The following is a 20,405-nucleotide window of genomic DNA, read 5'->3' on the forward strand; positions in this document are numbered from 1 at the left end:
ATGGACTTGCAATTTCATTGCTTGGTCCATACTTGGCCAAAACTCTTACTGTGAAAAATCATATTCCGATGCTTGGTCAAAACTGCAAGTATGCAGTCTTGACCAGGCATCTACTTTATTGAATGATTTAAGTGGGTTATGAGTGCGGGGGGAAATGTCAAAAAGGTCAATCAGTAGTTTGGATTCTTTTGGCGTAAAATCTTCAATTCTTCTTTGCTAATCGCTTCGTTATTAACGATCTTGCTTTCAATTGAGTTGATTTTATCGTTTGAATTTACAGCCTTAATATAGTCAAGATCGGCTTGACTAAGCTCAGGCATAATTTCACTGGCTTGATAAATCACTACAGGTTCTTTGACTGGTTTAGATTGGATCTCTTTTACTACTTGTTTAGCTTCAGGCGCTTTTGAAGTTGTTTGTGTAGTTGTGACTGTATTAATTAAAGGGCTTTCAGGTGCTTTAGAAACAGATACAGTTTTTCCGTCTTTTTTAACCTCTATTTCGCCTTTTTTAGTGGTCAGTGATGTATGACTAGCCTCTATAGCAACTGGCGTTTCTGTGCCATTCTGTGCTGTTTCAGCGTATGTATTGAAAGCGATTAAGGCTAATACAGGGATTATGATTTTTTTCATAGATAATCCTAAAATTTAGACAAAAAAAAGCTAACAACCTGAATTGTTAGCTTGTGATGAAATTAGTTACCAAACCACGATTTAAAGCTTTGCGTACTGGTCACACCGCTTGAAGCATTGTTAGATGCAAGGTTAGTTTGAACAGCCGACAATTTAGCACCAATCGAGTTGATATAACCTTGTTCAATAGCAATGGCATTTGCTAAGTCTTGGGCTTCTTTAATATTGCGGGTCGAGTTAATTTTGTTCTTCAGTGTGGTTAAGTTTGCTACATGCTCATTTAAAGCATTATAAGAAGCATCACTGAAAGCAAAGCCAGTCTTAACCGTGTTGTAATTTCGCTTGTATTGATCATTGCCTAGCAATTGATTCATACCATCTGAACCAATGGTAGTAAGCACTTTATCATAAGCCTTTTGAGCATTACCAAATGAGCCAGTCTTTTGATTGGCTACTACGTCTTGCCAAGAGCCTGAAACAACGTCTTGCACATTCTTAACGCCTGAAGTTCCGATACCAGTATTACCAGTCGTACTTTCATATTGTTTCTTCATGATCTCATATTGCTGTTGCATTTGAACCAATTGCTTGACCATATTTGCAACGGCTGTCGGGTCGAATACAACGTCCCAAGCGTTTGCTGTGTTGGCAGTTAAGGCTAAAGCAAAAGCTACAGCCGACATTTTTATTTTATTCATTTTCATGATTTCACCCTTTCGTTAAATTCGTGTACCCACTGGGAGTAGGTCAAGTTTTCATCCTTACTCAATATTTCCTCAAGAATATTGTGTCTTAACTCATTGCCTGAAAGTATTGGGATAATTTCAGACATATTGCTTAAATCTAATTTGCTAATAACTGAATCATGCGAGTTTTTAATCATAAATTGGCGTAAATAAGGCGGTGTATTCACAACCCAATCAAATTCTGCTTGAGTACAGCCTAAGCCATTATTTTTCTCATTACCCATATATGTAGCGACATTCGCCTTATCGTTTGGCAATAGAATTGACGTTTTAAACTGCCCGATCAAATCGTCATCTCTTGTAATGACTTCAGGCGTTGGCGTAACAAAGATCATCATACCGTTACGTCTACGGTACGTGGTTAGCATGATTTTAAGCCATGCTAAGTTAATCGGATTACTGATATATCTTTGACCTTCTTCGACAACAACAATAAAGGGCTTGCCCTCAGACATGGATATATCAATTTGATGGAAGATATACATAGACATAGCGCCTAACACCACATCATTATCAATGACATTTTTCATTTCATAGCCGAAAATTCGAGCGCCATCAATTGAGAAATTGTCACTTTCATTGTCAAAAATATTGGCATAAACCCCATCATTAACCCATTTTGACATGCGTTCAGCCATGTTGTTATCTTCAGCCATACCAAACAAGCCAATAAAGTTTCTAAGCCGTCTAAGGTGCTTTTCATAGCTATAAACAGCATCTACAACGTCTTTGATCTTGTTTTCTTCAGCAGTGCTTAAAGGCTTTGGATTACCATTATCATTGTAGTCTTGAGCCATAAAAGAAAATAGATTTCTTAGAAACAAACGGTTTTGTTCCGTGTCATCTAACTGCAATGGATTCCAACCAGTTTTAACCATTTCACTTAAAACAGTATGTCGCCCGCCCATGCTTTTAATCCAAACTGAAGCTGAATATTCAAAATCAAAATGAAAAATATAAGGCTTAAACTTATCTGAAGCAGTCAAAAGCGTATTAATTACAGTAGTCTTACCGCCACCAGTACCAGTCGTGATACGAGTATGACCTACATCATGTTCATGGAAATTGAAGTAGTAAGGCGTATTACTTGTCGTTTTAAGCTGAATGACATTCTCACCCCAATGGTTGCCATCTTTTTTGCCAGTAGAACTATTGTGCATACTGGCAAAGCCCGCAAAGTTAGTCGTGTTAATAGTTGCGGGTCTTTGGAGTAAGTGATAGTTGCCAATCAACATAGAGTAAAAAGTAGGTTCAGAAATTAAATCTTCTTTTTTAGGTATCATGTGATTGCGCTGAAATGCCCCGCTAGTTTTCTGCATTGCTTCTTTAAATTCAGATGGGGTCTTAGAGGTAACTAAAACATTTAATGAATAAATGCCGTTTAAGATACGCCCTGAAGCTAAGTCATCAATGGCAACATTAATCGCTTCAATTTGAGATTCTGACTTGTCTTGAGCATTTTTTAATTGGTTCTGACGAGTTGTACTCATGCTGATAGATTTACGTCTGTCCATCATCATGAAAGTTTGAGAGATAATTAAAGGATGATCAACTTTTAGAAATTCATCTAACATGGTGTGATCGCTACCCTCTGGATAGCTAGGAGTAGGTAAACTATAGATTGCCCCTGCCGTTAATTCACCGCTTGGGTGATAGAATTTAATAGTTCCATCGGGTGCAAAAACTCTACGTGTATAGCCTAAGTAGTTTCTAATTTCAGTTGGATGAAGTGGGATTTCTGCTTTTTCTAAGTTCAATAAATAACCGAGAAAATTCACTGTTTCAGAATATAAAACGCTATCTTTTGAATAAGTGCTTAACTGTCTTGGGTTCGCATCTTGCAGATACTCTTTAAACATACTTACTGCATTATTTAATTCTGCAATCATTTGTTCTTCATTATCACTTCTGAAAAACAAATTTTTAAGACGAGTTAAAGGCGGGTCACTTGGGTTAGATTTTCGGACAAGCAACGACACATAAATATCATTTTGAAACATGCGTTCATTAGATAGTTTTTCATAATATTTTTGGTTAAAACTATCTGAAAATTCATTACCGTTTGCAGGCGGTATTTCGGTTTTAACTTCGTGACGATCATAATAAACGCTAACAACAAAACGAGAGCCAAGTTGTTTAAACATATCTGCACGATATTTTTTTAAAGTCTTTAATTGAGCATAGCTTTTAGTTTCATACGGAAAGCCAGTAATTTTTAAAACCGTAAAAATATCACCATTAACTAGCTTAATATCATGTTCATTGATTGCGCTTAGATAAGGTAAATTATTGATTTCCATTTGTTCAGCACCCGCTAATTTCTTTTGACTATATTCAATATTTTTATCGTCAGCTTTTGCGTGAGAATCAAAACTATAGCCACCAAAAACTTTAGTTCGCTGAAGTCTACGTTTGATCGAAAACCATAAATATTGAATCCCTCTATCTTCTTGGTAGGTCACTACAACCAACAATAAATAGATTATTCCCGATATTATTAATCCTAATTTTAGGTTGCCAATTAGTGCTAAAAAGCACGTAGCAAAACCACAAATTAGGAAAAAGTAAGTGAAAATATCTACAGGTATATTTGCCACCCTTGCAGTTCGGGCAAGACCCGCAAACAGCAAGTCTTTTTCTTCGTTTTTTTCAGTGGTTTTGCTCATGGCTCACCTATTTAGTTAAAGAAGAAATTACCAAGATCAGGGGCAACGAAAACAAGGATACCTGCAACGATTAAGCCGATACCCCAACGCTTAACTTTTTCACTACCACCGCCAAGCATTGTGATTGCCAAACAAATAACACCAGTCACGAAAGCGACTGCTGCGATAATGACTAATTCATCATTAAATTGGTTAAGCTTTTGAGCAAATTTTTGACCAAACGCCGCATTTGCCAATTGAGCATAAAAAACAGCAAATAAGACAATTGCGTATTGCTTAGGATTGAGTTTATTTAAAAGATTCATGATCTATTCCTTAAAATACTTGGACGTATTGCCCTTTGTTAAGAGTTTGAACAAACGATGCTTGTTGCACGTTTGGTTGATTGCTTGGTTGATTATTTACACGCAGGCGCACAGGTTCAGATTGTGCTGAATAGCTATTATTTTCTGTACTTTGGTTTTGACTTGCGGAGTATTGCGGGTATTGATTTTGTTGCCATGAAGCGAGAACTAGAATGTCACTTTTTCGACTGGCTTCAGTAGGGTTATTATTTGCAGTGTAAGTTTTAAATGAACCACCCCCATTTAGTGTTTGGTATTTACTGGATACAAGGCGTACATAGTTTTGTGTTTCACGGTAAGGGGGAATACCTCCAAACTTTTCAACTGCCCCATGCCCTGCATTGTATCCAGCAATCATTTTTGTAAGATCACCATTAAATCTTTTATTCAGGAAAGCGAGATAACGAGTACCCGCAATAATAGACTGTTCAGGTTCATATAATCGGCTAGGGTCTACACCCATTAAACGAGCTGTAGAGGGAATGACTTGCATCAAACCCCTAGCATCTTTATGTGATCGAGCATTTGGCTTAAAGGCGCTTTCTCTTGCCATAATTGCCGTTACTAAATTAGGGTCTAAACCATTGGCTACAGAATGTTTGTGAATAAGATCATCATAAGGTGACGCATATACAAACAGTGGCGTACTGCAAGCTAAACCGATTATAAGTTTTTTAAACATTGTCATTATTCCTTATAGAGTTATAACAGTATAACTCTACTAGCTTAATCAATAAATGGTCTATTTGAAAATTTATGTTTCTCTTTAAAGAACTGGTCTAAAGCGATAAGATAAATTAAGTTTTTAGTAAGTCTGCGGTTCTTAAATTCTTCAGGAACTTTTAATTCACCACGTTTATATCTCAAAAAGTGTTCGTCCATTTCTGCGAAAAATTCATCACTTACATAAAGTTGTTCACGTTTCATAAATTGCCCCTAAATATCTACACAGCTAAAAAAGAATCCGAAACTTTAGCATAGGTACGGTACTTCATCGTTACTAAAGTGGGGGGGTAATGCCCTGAAAACTTCATATAAAAGTACAGGGGTTTAAGACTGCTTATTTCTTCAGCTTTAACTACATTTTCTTTTTCTTTTACAAGTTCAGGTCTTGAATCTTTATTTGCAGATTTCATTTTCCTTAATACTTCAATTGCACCGAAAGCTTTTTCATATTCTTGGGGTGTATAAGTGTCTTGAGAGTTGACAGCACAGACACCAAAAGAAGAAAAACAACCACGTAGCGTAATAGAGAATTTTTCTCCATAGATCGTGATTAATTGAGCCAGACTTTGAATGCCTGCTAAAGCAATAAGTCTATGTTTACGTCCTTTAGTTAATACGGCTTCGAGATACGATAAACGGTTCAAAGAGCCGAGTTCATCTAGGCAGAATATAAAATCAGAATAGTTATCAAAGTCAGATAATAAAGAACTACAAATAACGTCAGTCGCACAGCTAACTAATGGTTGCAATGCAGTTAATTGATCTTCACGCCAAGTAATAAAAATATTGCCAGTACCATGCTTTAAATAATCCCTAAACGAAAAATCACCAAGTTTAGAATGAGTGTGAGGGCTTAAATATGTAGTAACAATACTGCGTAAAGTACCGACTAATTCAGAGTTGCCAAGTAAGCTGTAAGCTTGAGTACCTACTAAAAACTCTTTGAGTTTATCGTCACTTGAAATTAATAAAATTTCTAAAAATTGTTGTGTCTGCTGTTCTCTAGTAAGTTCATTCATTTCTAAAACTTTGGTCATGGCAGACTTAACAATAGTACGAGCCATCGTATTAAAATTTTCGTGATTTGCGTCTGAAGATTTAGGAATGATTGTCATTGAATATGTTTCAATGTCATAAGAATTTTGTACTTCATTAAGAACCGACCAATGGACTGATCGAGCATCGAAAGGGTTGAAAATAACATCACCTTTCTTAGCAAATAAACTTGCGTAAGTTCCGTTAGGGTCAACCACAATTAAGCGGGTTTTACTGCGAGAATCAGCAACACAAGAATCTAAAAAATCACTGATTGAAACTGACTTACCTTGACCAGTACCACCAGTTAAAAGGAAGTGTTTATATTTTAAATCTTTGGGAACAGGCATACCGCAAAAACGGATTTGGTAATCTTTTTCTTTGGTCATTCTTCTTAATTTGAATGGACTTACTAATTGTAAGCCACGAAGAACACGAACGTATCTTTCGCCCCCAAAAGGTGTTTTATTGTTTTGAAAATAAAACCAAGCCAAAGCACTACTAATAACCAAAGCCAACAGCAATATTAAAACGTATAAAGGCGTTTTAAACGTCAATGGAATTGCATAAAGAATAGCTTGGACTTTATGATCTTTTGGGATAATAAAAAACTTCGGTAAAAAAATAGCCCATGTTGTAATCACAGTGATTACAACAGCTAAAACAGCGTGACCGAAGATTTTTTGCGATTGATCATTCATTTGACTGTCCCCAAGAATTTTTGAACGGCTTGATGGGAAGCGACCTTATAAGAATCCATGCTTGACTGCATCATGAGCATGTTAGCTTTAAGCTTCGCTTGATTGGCTACCAACATACTGTTTTCAATAGCAAGGGCATTCGCCAAGTCTTTTGATTGCTTTAACGTATTGGTACTTACTTGAGCCAACGACTTTAGGTTTTGCATATTACAATTTACTTGTGTCCAAGCTACTTCAGCGTCTACATAAGCTGTGTTTACACGGCTTGCAGTTATGTTTTGAATCTGTGCCAATTCCTTGCTTGCATACACACCAGTATTGGTCGCAATTTGACGTTGCAATTCGTTGTAGGCGTTTTGCTCTTTAGGTGTATTGAAAATATTAGTCGGTTGAGCATCAAAGCCATTAGGCAATTCAAAGCCTGCAATTTGCATCACATTGGTAAGAAGTCCTAGCCCTGCAAGCCCTTTAGTCACACTGTCATATTGCCCTTTCAAGACTTGAATCTGCTTCATTAATTCTTGAACTTGTAGAACTGCATCGGCATTTTTTGTCGGGTCAAAAACTGTTTTACCTACGCCACCAGTTACAGGGGGAACAGGCGGTAGGTTGATAGGTGAATCAATATCAACTTGTTCTGCTTCAGGTAGCTTTACAGGCTTACATGCGCTTTGTGTTTCTAGCTTGGCTTGTATCTTCTTCTGATTACTGTTTTCTATGCCAGTCGTTGCAGGCTTGCCACCTGAAGTAGTCCCGCCTTTAATTACGTTGCCACTAAAATATGAACCAGTACCGCCATAGTTTCTATAAAACTGGGCGATCTTAGGCACATAGTCTTGCGTTTCTTTAGGCATAACTTTTTTATTACCTTTCAGATACGAACGTAAATTACCCATACCCCAGTTATAGGCATAGAGTGCATGGGGCATGTTGCCGAATTGCTGATTTAATTGCTTCAGGTAACGAGTACCCGCATTAACATTCTGTGTAGGGTCATTGGGATTGGTAACGCCCAAAGAACGAGCCGTTGCGGGCATAAGTTGCATTAAACCTTGAGCGCCAACGCCTGATTTAGCAGTATTGTTATGCGAAGATTCTTTTTGAATTACTGCATGAATTAAAAGCGGGTCATATCCGTATTTAGCTGAAGCTGAAGTCACAATATCGTTGTAAGGTAAATTTGAAGCAATAGTTGCCCCGCTTAAACCTACCAGTACCAGTAGCGATAGTTTTTTTAATTTCATTTTCATTATTCCTCTACCGCAACGAGGACAGTTTAACCAGGAACTACGTTACCTGTTTAAACTTGGCCCGTTGCTATTTCATCACTTAGCCACAGCCAAACGGTTAGCTAGATCAACTAAGGTTTTATAGTGTGAGCCTTGTTCACCCATTGATAACTCATAGCACCCGCCATTTGTTTGAACTCGCATGAAGTCGTGAGCTTGGCTTGTATTGTCAGAAATGGTCGGAGATACAAACAATGCTTTTGCGTTAGGGATGCTTACTGGCAACTCACCAAATAGCCCCACTTCTTGCGGTACACAAGCAGGGTCAATGCTGTAATAAACTTTAAGATCGGCACATGCTTCGTTTTGGCAACTGACATCACTTGAAAATTTATAAGTGACATAGTTCCCTTGATTGGGAGCTTCAGGCACATAAGTTAATTTATTGCTTTGAGCAAATGACTGAAGAACTTGGGTAAATGTCTGCGGTAACTGTGCTTCAGCAGACAAACTAATTAAGGCGCAAAGAGCAATAGTTGTTTTTTTCATGGCTTAGTCCTTTTTAAATTTGTATGCTTGGCTTGGGTTATCAACATCGGTCAGAGTAATAACACCGCCCTTTTCTTCCATTAAGAAAGCGTCTTGATTGTTATATTGAACAACCATTTTTTTATCTTTCTCTACAGCCGATAATGCAACATCACCCCATGAGTTTTTTAAGGTAACTTGAGTACCTTTATTGGCAACGATAAGCCCGCTACTCATGCCTTGTTCTTTTTCAAAGGCTGTTTGATCAATACGGTTGTATTGTCCATCCAAGCCCTTAGAAGTGCAGGCAACACTGGCTAGACTAAGCAACGCTAGAAAGATGTGTTTTTTCATTTTTGAAATCCTCATAAGCTTTAAAATAAATAGCTGAACAGCCATAACCGCCTGTTTCTGTTCGTCCAAGTTGAACAATGATGTCTACACTTTGTTTAACGAAAGATTTAACTTGGTCACTGGTCAAGGTTGTGCCTGCCATAAGAACCATAAGCGTTAAACGCTCAATAGCATTTAGTGGGTCATTGGCATGTAATGTTGCAATTGAACCGCCATGACCTGAAGAAATTAGGTTTAAATAAGTGAATGCTTCAGCACCTCGAATCTCACCCAGTAAAATGCGTTTTGGATATAAGCGCAGGCAAGCTTCCATTAATGACTGTGCATCAACTTTAGCTTTACCCTGTCCACCTCTTGAATAATAAAGTTGCAACGTATTTTCATGTGGCGGGCGTAACTCTTTAGCATCTTCAATAGTGATTAGTCGTTCGCCCAGTGGTATGCAGTCATGAATAATGGAGTTAAAAAAAGTTGTTTTTCCTGAACCTGTACCCGCAGAAATAATGATATTTTTTTCATAACCCACCGCTTTACGAATGAACTCATGAAAGTTTCGGGCTTCGTATAAATCGAATAGCTCTTGATCTTTTGCAGTGATTTTTGCAAATGGTTCAACAGAATTTAAAACTTCCTCATAAGCTGAAAATGGCAGACTTAAAATACTTGGTTTACGAATAGATAAGCCGATCGACCCGCCAGTTACGGCAGGGTCACGGACAAATTGAATACGGAAAAATAAACCCTCATGTTGCGGTGATGCAATTTGAGCAGAAAGCAAAGGCTGTGCTTCTGAAATTGTTTGATTGGTTTCAGTTGCAATGCCTTCGGCTAATCGCTTCAAAAGCGCATAGGTAAGGTTAGGATTCTCTTTTTTAATCATGTCCCTTGTACCTTTCATAGCAATGAAATATTCCAAAGGCTTATTAACTGAAATTTCAGTAATTTGATCATTATCAAGATCATCACCAAAAGCTTTTTTCAAATCTTCAAGTACAAGGATTGACATAATTAAGCGCCTTTCTTATTGGTTTAAAATAGTTGAAAAGTCCAAGTCTTTAGCAACTAGAACTTTAATGCGTGTGCCGTGAGCGACTGTAATAGTCGGAGGAATTGACAAGTTACGTTGTAGAACACGGTCAGCTTGGTTGCCGAATGAGTTTGCAACTTCAGTACGATAAGTCTGTGAAGCATTGTTTTGGTCGCTACTGCTAACACCTGCATTACTTACACCCGCACCAATAATGCTAAGTAAAGTAGCTGTTCCGAATATGCGCCCATAATGGTTGTTCACTTTACCGCCTAAGCCTGCGATACCAAGACTGTTAGTGCTTGGGCTATCAAGCATAATTTCTACGCCATTAGGTGTGATTGCACGATTCCAAACCGCCCCGATTTCTGCTTGTCCGTCATTAACAATTGATGAGTATTGACCGAATAAACGAGTACCCGCAGGCAGTAAACGATTACGTCCTTGTTCGCTATAAACATCATTAGTTACACGAGCAATAATGTTGCTTGGTAAATCGCTTTTAACAGCAGTTTCTAAAACTGCATCTACGATCTTGCCTTGTTGTATAAGCATTCTACGATCAGCGTTATAACTCGCATGAGCAATAGGCGCTTTTTGATTAGAAGTGCTTGAATCAAAACGACCACCCATAGAACCCGCAGTGCTATTTGCAATGCGTGGATTTACATTGCTTGCACCCGCTTGGTTGCCGTTGGCATTAGATTGTTGTGAAGCTTGCATACCCATAAATAACGGTGCAAGTTCAGGCGGTATGCCTGCCATTGCACTAGCATCACCATTAGGGCTAACACCGCCACCGTTACCGCCATTCTCATTAACCATGATTCCAGACTTGTAGCGGGCGTTTAAAAGGGCTTGTTCTTTAGCTATAGCATCTTGTCTAGCCTGCTCTTGTTGCATTGCTAGTTGTTGTTGCTGTTCAGCTAATTGACGTTCCATTTCGAGCTGTTCAGGGCTTTTTTCAGTAGGGTTTACAGGGTCAGGGGTAGTCGCAGTTGGGATTGGTTGCGGATTTCCGAATCCGAATCTATCCATGCCATTAAAATTACTGCCGTCCATCCCTGCTACTGGTTTAGCAACAGCACTTTCTATACCGCTTTCTACACGGCTTTCTTTGTTCTTTTGCAATTTCAGATAAACGCCAAAAATTACCAAGCCAATAATGAGGGCTAGTAAGCCACCGAACTTAACCAACTTGCCTATGTCTATATTTTTAACAGACGTTTTAGGCTTATTGTCAAAAGCATCTTGACGTTCAAAATCATCTTTACCATGTTCTTTTTTTTCATCATGGAAAACATGATTTTCAGTGCTGAAGTTATCTTGGGTTTTAAAGTCATCGTTACCCAAATTTTTATTTTCATTTGTCATTTTATTTTCCTCCAATCACTTCAGGTTTACGGAGAATACAAACGTATTCTTTGCCAAGTCGCAGAGTGAAAGCATCGTTTACTTTCTCAATCACGATTACATCCCCCTCTTGTCTTGAGTTGGTAAGTTCTTCGTATCCCTCACCATTAACCGCATAAACTGCGGGACGAGGTGAATTTTTCGCAATACGAATAAATGTGAATTGGTCATCATCACTTACGCCAAGAACTTTAATAGATTTGCTTTTAGTGGCATCCATTCCCCATTTTTGGCTTGTCATAGGCAGTTCACCTAAAGCGGGACGAGGTGCATTTTGTTGTGCCAATAAACGATTAGTTCTATTGGCATCTGCATAGTTAAAGCGCAGTACATAAACTGGCTGTGAACTATTGAATAGATTGAAGTAATAATTTCGCTTATCCGTGATTACGGTTAAGTTTGTACGGTTCATGCCTGCTTGTGGTTTTTCCGCAGGCTTGATGAATAGACGATTACCTTGTGGGATTATTTGCCATCCAATCGTGTCACCTGAAGCAACAGTTTGGATAGTTTCATTTCCAAACTCGACAGTAGTTGAAATACCAAAAGTCGTTGATAGTTCAACAACGTGACTTTCAGAATACGGAACAACTTTAATGCGGTTGTCCGTTTTCAAACCAACAGGAATTTGACGAGCAAAAGTTGGCGCTGAAGCAATGCACGTTGCTGTAAGTAAAATGCTTATAAGGGTCTTTTTCATATCCGATTACCTTATTAATTATTAGAAGTCTGTGCCACAGGCTCAGAAGCAGTGCTTGCTTCAGGTTTAGGCAATGGTTGAGTAACTGGGTTTTGAGTAACTAACGCATCATTTGATGAGTTTTGCGTTAAGTTCCAGTTCTTAAACTTCACGCCAAATGGGTTAATCCAACGATCTTTTACGTTGAGATCGTCAAAGTTGTCAGTGATATAGTCAGCCGTCACTGTGTAGCTGTACTGGCGAATTTCAGCACCTTTAATAACGGTTGTTTTAAAGTTGGCTTGAACTTTATTGTTGCCAAGAAAGTTGACAGCAATAACTTTAGGAGTGATTGAGCCAGTTTCACCTAGTTGGTTGTAAGGTGAGTTTTGATTCATTCCGCTAACTTCATTTTCAAAGTCGGTACGATCTTGGCTATCTAAGAAAATAGAAGCTTTGCTGTACTGTGCCGAAAGTTGGTCTTTACCAACTTTGCCGTAATAGCCATAGCGATTGCTGATAGTGTCCCAAAAGTAAGAGGTCACTAATTTTTCAATAAGTTTAGGGTCAGTAGTTGAATCAAACTTTTCTACACTGGTCATAATTCCAGTTTCAGAATCAATTACAGCAATCATAGGAACTGGTTGTTTTAAAGGTGTTAATCCTTTAATTGCGATACCTTGAGCAACATTACCTATACCTAGAACGGTCGCTAAACCAAGAACCCAAATAGTGATTTTACCGTTACGATTTTCAGACTTTTTAGTATTGTCTTGAATCTCTTTAATTTGAGCGTCTAACTGCGCTTTTTCTTGTGGTGTCATTAGCGTTTACCTCCACGACCAAAACTTTTAACCATATTGGTGCCTGAACTGGTGATACTTGAAGTCGCACTGGTTGAAGCTTCAAAGCCACTGCCGACCAAAGAAATTGCAATCTTTGGAACAAGCCAAAACAGCCCAATAACAACGATCAAAACAATTACCATGATGAAAGCCCCAGTAAACGTACTGCCGTTTTCATTAAGGTTTTGAATGCCTGCGACAACTGAAGTAAGCACTAAGTCACAGCTCACAATCAGCAAAAGAAGAACAACAAGAGGGGTTAAAATTGCTTGTAGCCAGTTTGTGGCATATCTGCGAGTTGCAGGGAACATTGCACATGCAAGAAAAATCGGTGCAACTGCGATTAGAATGCCAATAATGACTTTACAGATAATCCAAATTAAGAAGAATAAACCGCAGACAACGCAGGCTAAACCAAAAATCAAGCTATAGATCAGGACGAAGAAGAAGCCCGAAACGACATTGGTAATACCTGTATCAATGTTATTAAAAGCTAATGCGATAGATTCAAAGATAATAGATACAAAAGACTGCAATGTTGTTTTTGAATCTGTACCTGTCATTTCAGTAATCAGGTTCGGTACATCATCGAGGAATACTTCAGCAACGTATGGAAAGAAAGCATCCCATGAAAATACGATTGACCAAATCAACAGCATAATAACGAAAGTGGCTATCACACCCTGAATTTCTACAGCCATGCCTAACATCATTTTAATAGCTTGGAACGAGATCCAAATAATGATAAAGCCTGCAAAAACTGGAATGATTGGAGCTGTGACTTTCTGATAGTAACCTTGCAAATTGTCTTTAATGTTTTTATCAACACCAGTAATCAGACTATCAACAACTTTGTCTAATTCAGACATACCGTTTTTAGTCACTTCAGATACGTTTTTAGATATTTCATTACCTTTAGAACTAGAATTACCAGTCGGAATAGTCACAGAACCGTCAGAATTAGTTGTAACACCGCCATTGCCTAAGTCTTGTGGATTGGTAAAGTTATCGACCGCATAAGCCGAGCTAAAGCTAAGAAAACTAAACAGAAGCAAGAAAGCATAGATAATCTTTTTCATAATGACCTCAACGAATTACTGGAATTTCGGGCGGGTTTTTTGAAGTCTTTAAGAAAAAGTTTTGTGTATCTGATTTTCTTAATTTTCCGTCTGAATAGACAAAACAATCAGTAGTCAAAGAACCCTCATAGCAATATGTATCGTCTTTAACGAATGTTAAAACCCCGCTTGATTCACCAGTAAATTTAGGCAACTTTGCAGGGTTATATTGGTTCATGTTTTGGATTTGATAATTGACTTTTTTTACTGGGAAATTGCCCTGTTTATCAGCTTCAGAAATCACATAGTACGAATAAAAAAATTCAGATTTTGGAGTGTGTTCGGGAACCCATACGCCTGAAATGTCAGGCTTAGAAGTGAAACAGCCAGTTAGACCTAAAGCGACAACCGCAGAAGCTAGACCGAGTTTAATTTTATTGATTTCCATTTTGCTGTTCTCTCTCATAAGTTAGAACACCGCTTTCACTACCAAGCTTTAGCTTTCCATCTACAAGCTGAAAACAAGCATCGTTAGGCGCACAAAGCAAACCGTTATCAGGTTTAAACTTCATGTCTGTAAAAACGCCTTTAGCTAAAATAGTGACGGTGTAAACGTCTTTAGTTGTGCTTTTATCAATAATGATTCGATCATTGATAATTACGTCATTTGCTGATTGCGATTGTTGCCCTATTGGGTTCATCCAAACGCCTACATAGTCATCCCCTTTCACTTCAGGCGCTTTAGGCTCGTCAGAACAAGCCGTCAAAACTAAAGCCGTAGCGATCGGAAGTAATAGTTTTTTCATACGACATTACCCCCAGTTTTTACCGTTTTAATTACTTGAGCGAATGGGTCAGAGATTTGATTTTCAGCGCTTGGGATTGGTTGATATACGCAAGCGCATGGTGATTTTTTTAATCCCTTTTGTGATGATGTATTTGTGGCACAGGCTGTAAGTGCTGTTAGGCTCAAAATGCCCATTGTGACGAAGATTTTTTTCATAGTTCTAGCCTTATCGGTTATAGAGTTATAACAGTATAACTCTATAAGTTTAAAAATAGAACAAGTTTACTAAAATCTAACTATTTCAACTGTTTCAAATGGTAAACAAAAAAATAACATTCTTATTATTAAGTATTAATATTCAATTACTTAATTGTAATTATTTACTATTGAGTATAAAGGCTCGAAAGTTTACGCACGTATTGGGAATGCTTCAGCATACCCAATGCTAAGTAAAGCTTTGAGCAATCAACCGACTGTAGGTAAGGGCTACCGTTCCCGCAGGCACAGAGGGCGATAGTTAATTTATTTTGATCTTATGAATAATAATTAAGCGTGGGGTGATACCCCTTATTTAGAGTTATAACTCTATGATATTTCAATGGATAACAAAAAAAAGGTTTTGATTGTTATAAGGAAATTGTGAAATAGCGCACAAAGAAAAAGCCCCGATAGTCTTGCAACTATCGGGGCTTTGTTCTATATTCTTCGGTACACAGTTATTTGATGCGGTAAACATCATCTAACGAAGATCATAAGGTTTGGCGACCGTTATGATTTCACCTGAAAGGCTTGTACCTGAACTCTATTATTGCATTTATATTAGATTTTGCAAGTCATACAATGAAAAAACTTCGTTAATTTAGTGTCTATTCGTGTATCAAATAAGCGCATTGTTTATTTGCCGAGCTTCGTCTACTCCTGTGTTTTATAAAGCTTTGTGTTTGTAAGTGCATTGCCTTAAATGGGTCAACAATGGCATAGAGTTTTAAAGACGGTTGGTGTAGCAGGAGGATACAAGTGACGGCAGTATCACCAACGCAAGAGTTAAGCACCTAGCCAGTGTAAAACGCCCGCTTGCTGATGAACGCACAATAGGCGGGGACGCAGGGAATACGCTAGGAACTGGCATAAATAAGACGTTGGGGAAACCCTCCTTGAGATTGCCGACCTAGTGAGTGAGCTAATGCGTGTGCAGGGGAGCTGTAAGGCTCTAAATACTCACTTGCTGTTATGCCCTTACATTGGCATACAGTGTCGATTGAAAGCGATGTCGGCTCCGACAGCAATGCTACAACGGCAATATTCAAGATAGCCATTTTAAGCAATTTTTTTTGCTTAGGCTATCTAGGGTGAATATTGCCGAAATCTGCTCAATCTCACCAACCGCAAGGCGGTTGAAGCGAAGCGAAAACGACTAAGGTTGTGAGGTTGAAGCAGATAAGCGCCTTATTGTAATAGCGCCTATTCCCAGTACATATATAAGTATTGCTTATATACAGTTTTACTTATAAAGACTTTAAATAACAAACTATTAGAACAATAGAGAACAATTACAAAAGTATCTAAAATACCCCTTGATTGTTTTGTGAGTACAAATTAATATATGCATAAATAGTTAGGGAATATACCTATGATTAAATCTACTAAAGGTAAGACAAGATCAACAATGATTGGTAATCAAAACAGTGTTAAAGAAGTTGTCAAAGAAGATAGATTTCAAACACGTATGAACCATGAAGATAAGTTGAAACTTATTAAATTCTGCAAAGATAACAATTTAAGCCAAACAGATTTTTTAATTAATTCAATGGTCGATAAAGGCATTCTTCCTGAAAGCAGACGATCAGTAAAAACAACAGACAATACTTAATTTAAAGGAAAAGAACATGAGCAATAACACTGAAAAATTATCTAAAGTAATCGCATTGGTTAATCAGAAAGGCGGTGTATCTAAAACAACGACTTCAATTAATTTAGCTATGGGCTTATCTCTACGTGGGTATGACGTACTGTTAGTTGACGGTGACCCGCAAGCTAGTTCACTTGACTGGGCTACTGTACGTGAAGAAGCAGATATTGATTTAGGCTTTACTGTTATTGGTGTACCAAAAACCAACTTAGCCAAAGAGATTGCTAAAATTAAATCAAAATATGACTTTGTAATCACTGACAGCGCAGGCAGACAGTCAGAATTAACACGCCTTGCTATTGTAGCTTGTGACGTTGCGATCGTTCCAAATACGACAAGTCCATTGGATGCTTGGGCTACTAAAGAAACCTTAAAATCAATCAATGAAATTAAGGGCTATCGTGATTTTTCAGCTTACTTTTTATTGAGTGGCGTAAACCCACAAACTAAGGTCTTTAATGAGGTTAAAGAGTGGTTAGCTGAAAGTTACCCTTTACCAATTTTGGACACTAAGATTGCGTTACGAACTGCTTTTTCACGTTCATTGGGCGAGGGCTTGTCTATCTATGAATATAAAGATGATCATGGGAAACAGGATAAGAAAGCAATTGCCGAAGTCGATGCTTTAATTGATGAAATTTTACAACGTGAGGGAATGACTGAATGAAAGCACCTAAAGGCAATGCTACTGTGACCAGTAGCAATGCCCATATTGCAAATGAAAAGGCTCACATTGTTAATTCTTTGAACTTTGACAAAATTCAAAAAATTAAGATCAATCCCGATCTATACAAAAAGATCGAGAAAGTAGCGGATAAAAGAAAAGTCGTACTAGCAGATATTGCTAGATCGGCTTTGGACTTCTATTTAAACAATCCAAGTGCGCCATACAGTGAAGAATTAAGTAAGGGTAATTCTAAGCAATTAATCTACACCATTAATCACTTGTATGATGTGAAGATAAACAGCTTTAAGGCTGTTCATGGTATCAACCGAAGTGACCAAATTAGACAGGCATTATCGGCTTGGCTTATCAATGAAAACTTATTAAAGCTTGATGAAAATTAAGGGCTTGATATGAACCTAAATGATCTAAAAAATAAGGTGATCATAAATAATGAAATTGATCAAAAAAACTTTGATTACCTAATTACACAGGTAGATCAGGTTGCAATTGAGTACGCTATAAATGAATTGGAGAGCCAAAATAAGCGACCCTATCTATCTAATATTTTTAAGTTGCTAGAAATACCGCCCCGCCAATAAGTGGGGCTTATTTGTCTTTGGAGGGACTGACATGCAGAAAATTATAATCAGGGTACTTATCATCACTGGCTTTTTAATGCCTGCAATTATTATGTTCTTTTTCCCTAGCTTAACTGGGACTAAGTTTTTTTGGTTAAGTATGCTTGTATTCTGTTTTCTAATTTTGCGAATACGTGGAATTTTGCTACTTTTGGGCATTACTTATGCCAGTCTATCTTCTATGTTTTCCCGCCATTAAAACCGCCCTACCCTATTAATTAAAACCGTTTTAGCACGTATGGACTTGCAATTTCATTGCTTGGTCCATACTTGGCCAAAACTCTTACTGTGAAAAATCATATTCCGATGCTTGGTCAAAACTGCAAGTATGCAGTCTTGACCAGGCATCTACTTTATTGAATGATTTAAGTGGGTTATGAGTGCGGGGGGAATGTCAAAAAGGTCAGTCCATATTTTTTATAGTACCGCCAACTAAAGTTATAGGTATCCATTTAAAATCGTATCGTTCATAACTACCTTTTGCCCCATACCAATACAAGTGATAGTGCGCCCGCCTTAAATGTGGTCTGCGGTGTACTTTTGATGATTGTTTAGAATATTCAGTTAATTGATCATTTACGGCTTTAATCTGCTTAGACATTTCCTTGCCTGCAATAAAAGGCTTGTACTTTTGGGCTTCAAATAATCTAGGCACACGCTTTACGGTCTGAACGCCTACCCTTTCCTTATGGTTGTCAGGAAGCAATGGGACATAATCAGGCTTAGATAAACTGAACCAAAGCAAAATATTGATAAGTTGCTTTTGTAGGGATTGGTATTGATCTATTTCATTTTCATCTAATATTGAACGGTCATCATGAAATTCATCTATGAAATCTGATAAACAATCTTCTATAGCTTTTTCTTCATTGACTAATAAGACGATCGTTCGAGTTAAACCAGTATCAAGAAAAATCGTAGATACTAAAACTTTTTGATAGCAAAGTTCAGTTAAGGTAAATATCACTCCATAAATTTTAGATTGCTGAAAGTGCAAATCAAAATTATCAGTTTGAACGTAAATGCACAGCTCAGGAACATTGATCAAAAAGTTTGGCAAATTGCCCTCAAATTTACTTTTTGTTAGTTCAGTTGCTACCTCATTTTCAAATCTATAAATATTCTTTGTCAGCATCCAAGAACCGAGCGTGACCAGTTCACCAGTAGGACAAGGCAAATTATTGATTAGATGATCGGGAATTGCATCACCAACATTTAAACCTTTTTGCCAGTCTGGAGCATAGCAGTCTAAGCCTGCATATATCCAATCATCCCAAGTGACCAAAGAACTGATTTTTTTATCATCGTTTTTATACTTGATAGCCTTTGATTCAATCTTATTAAAGATACCCTTAAAACTTGCTTTCAAGTGTTGGCAACGTGCAGTAACGACCTTTAAAGGTATTGCAAATTCATTAGATAAGTTCGCCATGAAGCCCTGCCCTGCTTTTAATTAAGTAATTCTATAACACTATATCTAGTGCGGATCTCATACCTACTAGCCACTATATATAGTGTTTCTACTATCGCCCTCTATGCCTGCGAGAACGGTAGCCCTTGCCTACAGTCGGTTGATTGCTCAAAGCTTTACTTAGCATTGGGTATGCTGAAGCATTCCCAATACGTGCGTAAACTTTCGAGCTAATATTATACCTAAGTTGTATTGTACTCACAAATCATATTATGCGTATTAATGTTAATTAGTATAGCAGTAATAATAATTTCAAAAGTTTACATATATTGTTTTGTACTCACAAATCATTATATGTATAATGTATTTATTAAGTCGATTGGCGACTTAAATAATAGGTGATTAATTATGAACAATATTTTCACAAAGTTGGATACTAAAAAAATAGTTATTGAACTACTAAATGCTTTTGAAAAAGCAAACTTCGATTACTACTCAAGAGCCTATCTTGAAAGTCCAAAAGGTACATTTTGCGTGTCCTTTGGAAACTGTCAAATGCAAGATGCAAACATTATTACTATCGAGGAAAATATTAAAAATGGGTGGTTTTAATAAAAAAAAAGAGATGAATAACGCTTGTTACTCATCTCTCAGATAATGGGGGGTATTGAAATAGCGTTAGAAGGACTGCTCCAGACTTTCCAGTTCCATCATCAGTTCCAGCATCTGTTCCTTGGCTGTTTCCAGTTTGGCTTTCAGCTCGGTTTGCTCATTCATCAGTTTGAGCAAATCATTTTTACGTGAGGCTTCATATAAAGCACTGTCACCCAGTAAAGTTTCAATTTCAGCCAGACGCGGCGTAACCTTTGCAATCTGTGCTTCGCATTTTTCGATATTTTTACGAATCGGGCGGCTCAGTTCCCGCTGGCGTGCCGCTTCCTTACGCTGTGCTTCTTTGTCCAGTTTGGAAATGGTTGCTTTGACTTCGACCTGAGATTTCACCGGCTCGG

22 protein-coding genes and 1 pseudogene are annotated in these 20,405 nt (G+C 37.7%); 4 read left to right on the top strand and 19 right to left on the bottom strand.

What is annotated here, in order from left to right:
* Nucleotides 1-170: 170 nt before the first annotated feature.
* The 17 genes from FTV30_RS11125 to FTV30_RS11205 form a co-directional block, all read right to left on the bottom strand.
* On the bottom strand, nt 171-632 hold the full coding sequence (locus FTV30_RS11125; protein WP_180001609.1) for a hypothetical protein: 462 nt from the start codon (nt 630-632) through the stop codon (nt 171-173).
* Between the two features lie 62 nt (nt 633-694).
* Nucleotides 695-1,336, bottom strand: coding sequence for a type IV secretion system protein (locus tag FTV30_RS11130; RefSeq protein WP_180001610.1), 642 nt, complete (start codon nt 1,334-1,336; stop codon nt 695-697).
* The gene (locus tag FTV30_RS11135) at nt 1,333-4,044 is read right to left on the bottom strand and encodes a type IV secretion system protein VirB4 (protein ID WP_180001611.1); all 2,712 of its coding nucleotides are present in this window, start codon (nt 4,042-4,044) and stop codon (nt 1,333-1,335) included. Before FTV30_RS11135 ends, FTV30_RS11130 begins: the two co-directional genes overlap by 4 nt.
* A gap of 11 nt (nt 4,045-4,055) precedes the next feature.
* Nucleotides 4,056-4,349, bottom strand: a complete 294-nt coding sequence (locus tag FTV30_RS11140; RefSeq protein WP_017480461.1) for a TrbC/VirB2 family protein — start codon at nt 4,347-4,349, stop codon at nt 4,056-4,058.
* A 10-nt stretch (nt 4,350-4,359) separates the two neighbouring features.
* Nucleotides 4,360-5,070: a lytic transglycosylase domain-containing protein gene (locus FTV30_RS11145; protein ID WP_017480462.1), complete on the bottom strand. Its 711-nt coding sequence runs from the start codon at nt 5,068-5,070 to the stop codon at nt 4,360-4,362.
* 44 nt (nt 5,071-5,114) lie between these two features.
* Nucleotides 5,115-5,315, bottom strand: a complete 201-nt coding sequence (locus FTV30_RS11150) for a hypothetical protein (protein ID WP_004999346.1) — start codon at nt 5,313-5,315, stop codon at nt 5,115-5,117.
* Nucleotides 5,316-5,332: 17 nt separating this feature from the next.
* Nucleotides 5,333-6,850 (bottom strand): type IV secretion system DNA-binding domain-containing protein, encoded by a 1,518-nt coding sequence (locus FTV30_RS11155; protein WP_180001612.1) that lies wholly within the window; start codon nt 6,848-6,850, stop codon nt 5,333-5,335.
* Nucleotides 6,847-8,094 (bottom strand): lytic transglycosylase domain-containing protein, encoded by a 1,248-nt coding sequence (locus FTV30_RS11160; protein WP_068974464.1) that lies wholly within the window; start codon nt 8,092-8,094, stop codon nt 6,847-6,849. The genes FTV30_RS11155 and FTV30_RS11160 overlap by 4 nt, the downstream gene beginning before the upstream one ends.
* An 81-nt stretch (nt 8,095-8,175) precedes the next feature.
* A complete protein-coding gene (locus FTV30_RS11165) occupies nt 8,176-8,628 on the bottom strand; it encodes a hypothetical protein (RefSeq protein WP_180001613.1) in 453 nt (150 codons plus the stop codon).
* Between the two features lie 3 nt (nt 8,629-8,631).
* Nucleotides 8,632-8,961 (bottom strand): hypothetical protein, encoded by a 330-nt coding sequence (locus FTV30_RS11170; protein WP_180001614.1) that lies wholly within the window; start codon nt 8,959-8,961, stop codon nt 8,632-8,634.
* The gene (gene virB11, locus FTV30_RS11175) at nt 8,930-9,967 is read right to left on the bottom strand and encodes a P-type DNA transfer ATPase VirB11 (RefSeq protein ID WP_068974465.1); all 1,038 of its coding nucleotides are present in this window, start codon (nt 9,965-9,967) and stop codon (nt 8,930-8,932) included. The genes FTV30_RS11170 and virB11 overlap by 32 nt, the downstream gene beginning before the upstream one ends.
* 15 nt (nt 9,968-9,982) lie before the next feature.
* Complete coding sequence (locus tag FTV30_RS11180) at nt 9,983-11,362, bottom strand: TrbI/VirB10 family protein (RefSeq protein ID WP_180001615.1); 1,380 nt, start codon at nt 11,360-11,362, stop codon at nt 9,983-9,985.
* 1 nt (nt 11,363) lies between these two features.
* A complete protein-coding gene (locus tag FTV30_RS11185) occupies nt 11,364-12,101 on the bottom strand; it encodes a TrbG/VirB9 family P-type conjugative transfer protein (protein ID WP_005000435.1) in 738 nt (245 codons plus the stop codon).
* A 14-nt stretch (nt 12,102-12,115) separates the two neighbouring features.
* Nucleotides 12,116-12,904 (bottom strand): VirB8/TrbF family protein, encoded by a 789-nt coding sequence (locus FTV30_RS11190; protein ID WP_005000436.1) that lies wholly within the window; start codon nt 12,902-12,904, stop codon nt 12,116-12,118.
* Nucleotides 12,904-14,004: a type IV secretion system protein gene (locus tag FTV30_RS11195; protein WP_180001616.1), complete on the bottom strand. Its 1,101-nt coding sequence runs from the start codon at nt 14,002-14,004 to the stop codon at nt 12,904-12,906. The genes FTV30_RS11190 and FTV30_RS11195 overlap by 1 nt, the downstream gene beginning before the upstream one ends.
* 7 nt (nt 14,005-14,011) lie before the next feature.
* Nucleotides 14,012-14,431, bottom strand: a complete 420-nt coding sequence (locus FTV30_RS11200; protein WP_180001617.1) for a hypothetical protein — start codon at nt 14,429-14,431, stop codon at nt 14,012-14,014.
* Nucleotides 14,418-14,789: a hypothetical protein gene (locus FTV30_RS11205; RefSeq protein WP_005000442.1), complete on the bottom strand. Its 372-nt coding sequence runs from the start codon at nt 14,787-14,789 to the stop codon at nt 14,418-14,420. Before FTV30_RS11205 ends, FTV30_RS11200 begins: the two co-directional genes overlap by 14 nt.
* Nucleotides 14,790-16,400: 1,611 nt before the next feature.
* Here FTV30_RS11205 and FTV30_RS11210 point away from each other — a divergent pair.
* From FTV30_RS11210 to FTV30_RS11220, 3 genes are read left to right on the top strand one after another with little or no spacing between them, the layout of a single operon-like run.
* The gene (locus tag FTV30_RS11210) at nt 16,401-16,640 is read left to right on the top strand and encodes a hypothetical protein (protein ID WP_005000443.1); all 240 of its coding nucleotides are present in this window, start codon (nt 16,401-16,403) and stop codon (nt 16,638-16,640) included.
* Between the two features lie 16 nt (nt 16,641-16,656).
* On the top strand, nt 16,657-17,346 hold the full coding sequence (parA, locus tag FTV30_RS11215) for a ParA family partition ATPase (RefSeq protein WP_005000446.1): 690 nt from the start codon (nt 16,657-16,659) through the stop codon (nt 17,344-17,346).
* Nucleotides 17,343-17,747 carry a hypothetical protein gene (locus FTV30_RS11220; RefSeq protein ID WP_005000449.1) on the top strand — a complete coding sequence of 135 codons (405 nt, stop codon included), beginning with the start codon at nt 17,343-17,345 and terminating at the stop codon, nt 17,745-17,747. Before parA ends, FTV30_RS11220 begins: the two co-directional genes overlap by 4 nt.
* Nucleotides 17,748-18,387: 640 nt before the next feature.
* Here the strand turns inward: FTV30_RS11220 and FTV30_RS11225 are convergent.
* On the bottom strand, nt 18,388-19,416 hold the full coding sequence (locus tag FTV30_RS11225; protein WP_005000195.1) for a hypothetical protein: 1,029 nt from the start codon (nt 19,414-19,416) through the stop codon (nt 18,388-18,390).
* A 387-nt stretch (nt 19,417-19,803) separates the two neighbouring features.
* On the opposite strand from FTV30_RS11225, the gene FTV30_RS11230 reads away from it, so the two are divergent.
* Nucleotides 19,804-20,007, top strand: a complete 204-nt coding sequence (locus FTV30_RS11230; RefSeq protein ID WP_180001592.1) for a hypothetical protein — start codon at nt 19,804-19,806, stop codon at nt 20,005-20,007.
* A 66-nt stretch (nt 20,008-20,073) separates the two neighbouring features.
* On the opposite strand, the pseudogene FTV30_RS11235 reads toward FTV30_RS11230, so the two are convergent.
* Nucleotides 20,074-20,405, bottom strand: a pseudogene (locus FTV30_RS11235) (ABC transporter ATP-binding protein); the annotation flags it as partial.

The sequence above is a fragment of the Acinetobacter sp. YH12255 genome, from assembly GCF_013417355.1.
Lineage (GTDB): Bacteria > Pseudomonadota > Gammaproteobacteria > Pseudomonadales > Moraxellaceae > Acinetobacter > Acinetobacter pseudolwoffii.

Coding starts and splice junctions, on each gene's coding strand:
- FTV30_RS11125 (WP_180001609.1), bottom strand. CDS start 632: ATGAAAAAAATCATAATCCCTGTATTAGCCTTAATCGCTTTCAATACA.
- FTV30_RS11130 (WP_180001610.1), bottom strand. CDS start 1,336: ATGAAAATGAATAAAATAAAAATGTCGGCTGTAGCTTTTGCTTTAGCC.
- FTV30_RS11135 (WP_180001611.1), bottom strand. CDS start 4,044: ATGAGCAAAACCACTGAAAAAAACGAAGAAAAAGACTTGCTGTTTGCG.
- FTV30_RS11140 (WP_017480461.1), bottom strand. CDS start 4,349: ATGAATCTTTTAAATAAACTCAATCCTAAGCAATACGCAATTGTCTTA.
- FTV30_RS11145 (WP_017480462.1), bottom strand. CDS start 5,070: ATGTTTAAAAAACTTATAATCGGTTTAGCTTGCAGTACGCCACTGTTT.
- FTV30_RS11150 (WP_004999346.1), bottom strand. CDS start 5,315: ATGAAACGTGAACAACTTTATGTAAGTGATGAATTTTTCGCAGAAATG.
- FTV30_RS11155 (WP_180001612.1), bottom strand. CDS start 6,850: ATGAATGATCAATCGCAAAAAATCTTCGGTCACGCTGTTTTAGCTGTT.
- FTV30_RS11160 (WP_068974464.1), bottom strand. CDS start 8,094: ATGAAATTAAAAAAACTATCGCTACTGGTACTGGTAGGTTTAAGCGGG.
- FTV30_RS11165 (WP_180001613.1), bottom strand. CDS start 8,628: ATGAAAAAAACAACTATTGCTCTTTGCGCCTTAATTAGTTTGTCTGCT.
- FTV30_RS11170 (WP_180001614.1), bottom strand. CDS start 8,961: ATGAAAAAACACATCTTTCTAGCGTTGCTTAGTCTAGCCAGTGTTGCC.
- virB11 (WP_068974465.1), bottom strand. CDS start 9,967: ATGTCAATCCTTGTACTTGAAGATTTGAAAAAAGCTTTTGGTGATGAT.
- FTV30_RS11180 (WP_180001615.1), bottom strand. CDS start 11,362: ATGACAAATGAAAATAAAAATTTGGGTAACGATGACTTTAAAACCCAA.
- FTV30_RS11185 (WP_005000435.1), bottom strand. CDS start 12,101: ATGAAAAAGACCCTTATAAGCATTTTACTTACAGCAACGTGCATTGCT.
- FTV30_RS11190 (WP_005000436.1), bottom strand. CDS start 12,904: ATGACACCACAAGAAAAAGCGCAGTTAGACGCTCAAATTAAAGAGATT.
- FTV30_RS11195 (WP_180001616.1), bottom strand. CDS start 14,004: ATGAAAAAGATTATCTATGCTTTCTTGCTTCTGTTTAGTTTTCTTAGC.
- FTV30_RS11200 (WP_180001617.1), bottom strand. CDS start 14,431: ATGGAAATCAATAAAATTAAACTCGGTCTAGCTTCTGCGGTTGTCGCT.
- FTV30_RS11205 (WP_005000442.1), bottom strand. CDS start 14,789: ATGAAAAAACTATTACTTCCGATCGCTACGGCTTTAGTTTTGACGGCT.
- FTV30_RS11210 (WP_005000443.1), top strand. CDS start 16,401: ATGATTAAATCTACTAAAGGTAAGACAAGATCAACAATGATTGGTAAT.
- parA (WP_005000446.1), top strand. CDS start 16,657: ATGAGCAATAACACTGAAAAATTATCTAAAGTAATCGCATTGGTTAAT.
- FTV30_RS11220 (WP_005000449.1), top strand. CDS start 17,343: ATGAAAGCACCTAAAGGCAATGCTACTGTGACCAGTAGCAATGCCCAT.
- FTV30_RS11225 (WP_005000195.1), bottom strand. CDS start 19,416: ATGGCGAACTTATCTAATGAATTTGCAATACCTTTAAAGGTCGTTACT.
- FTV30_RS11230 (WP_180001592.1), top strand. CDS start 19,804: ATGAACAATATTTTCACAAAGTTGGATACTAAAAAAATAGTTATTGAA.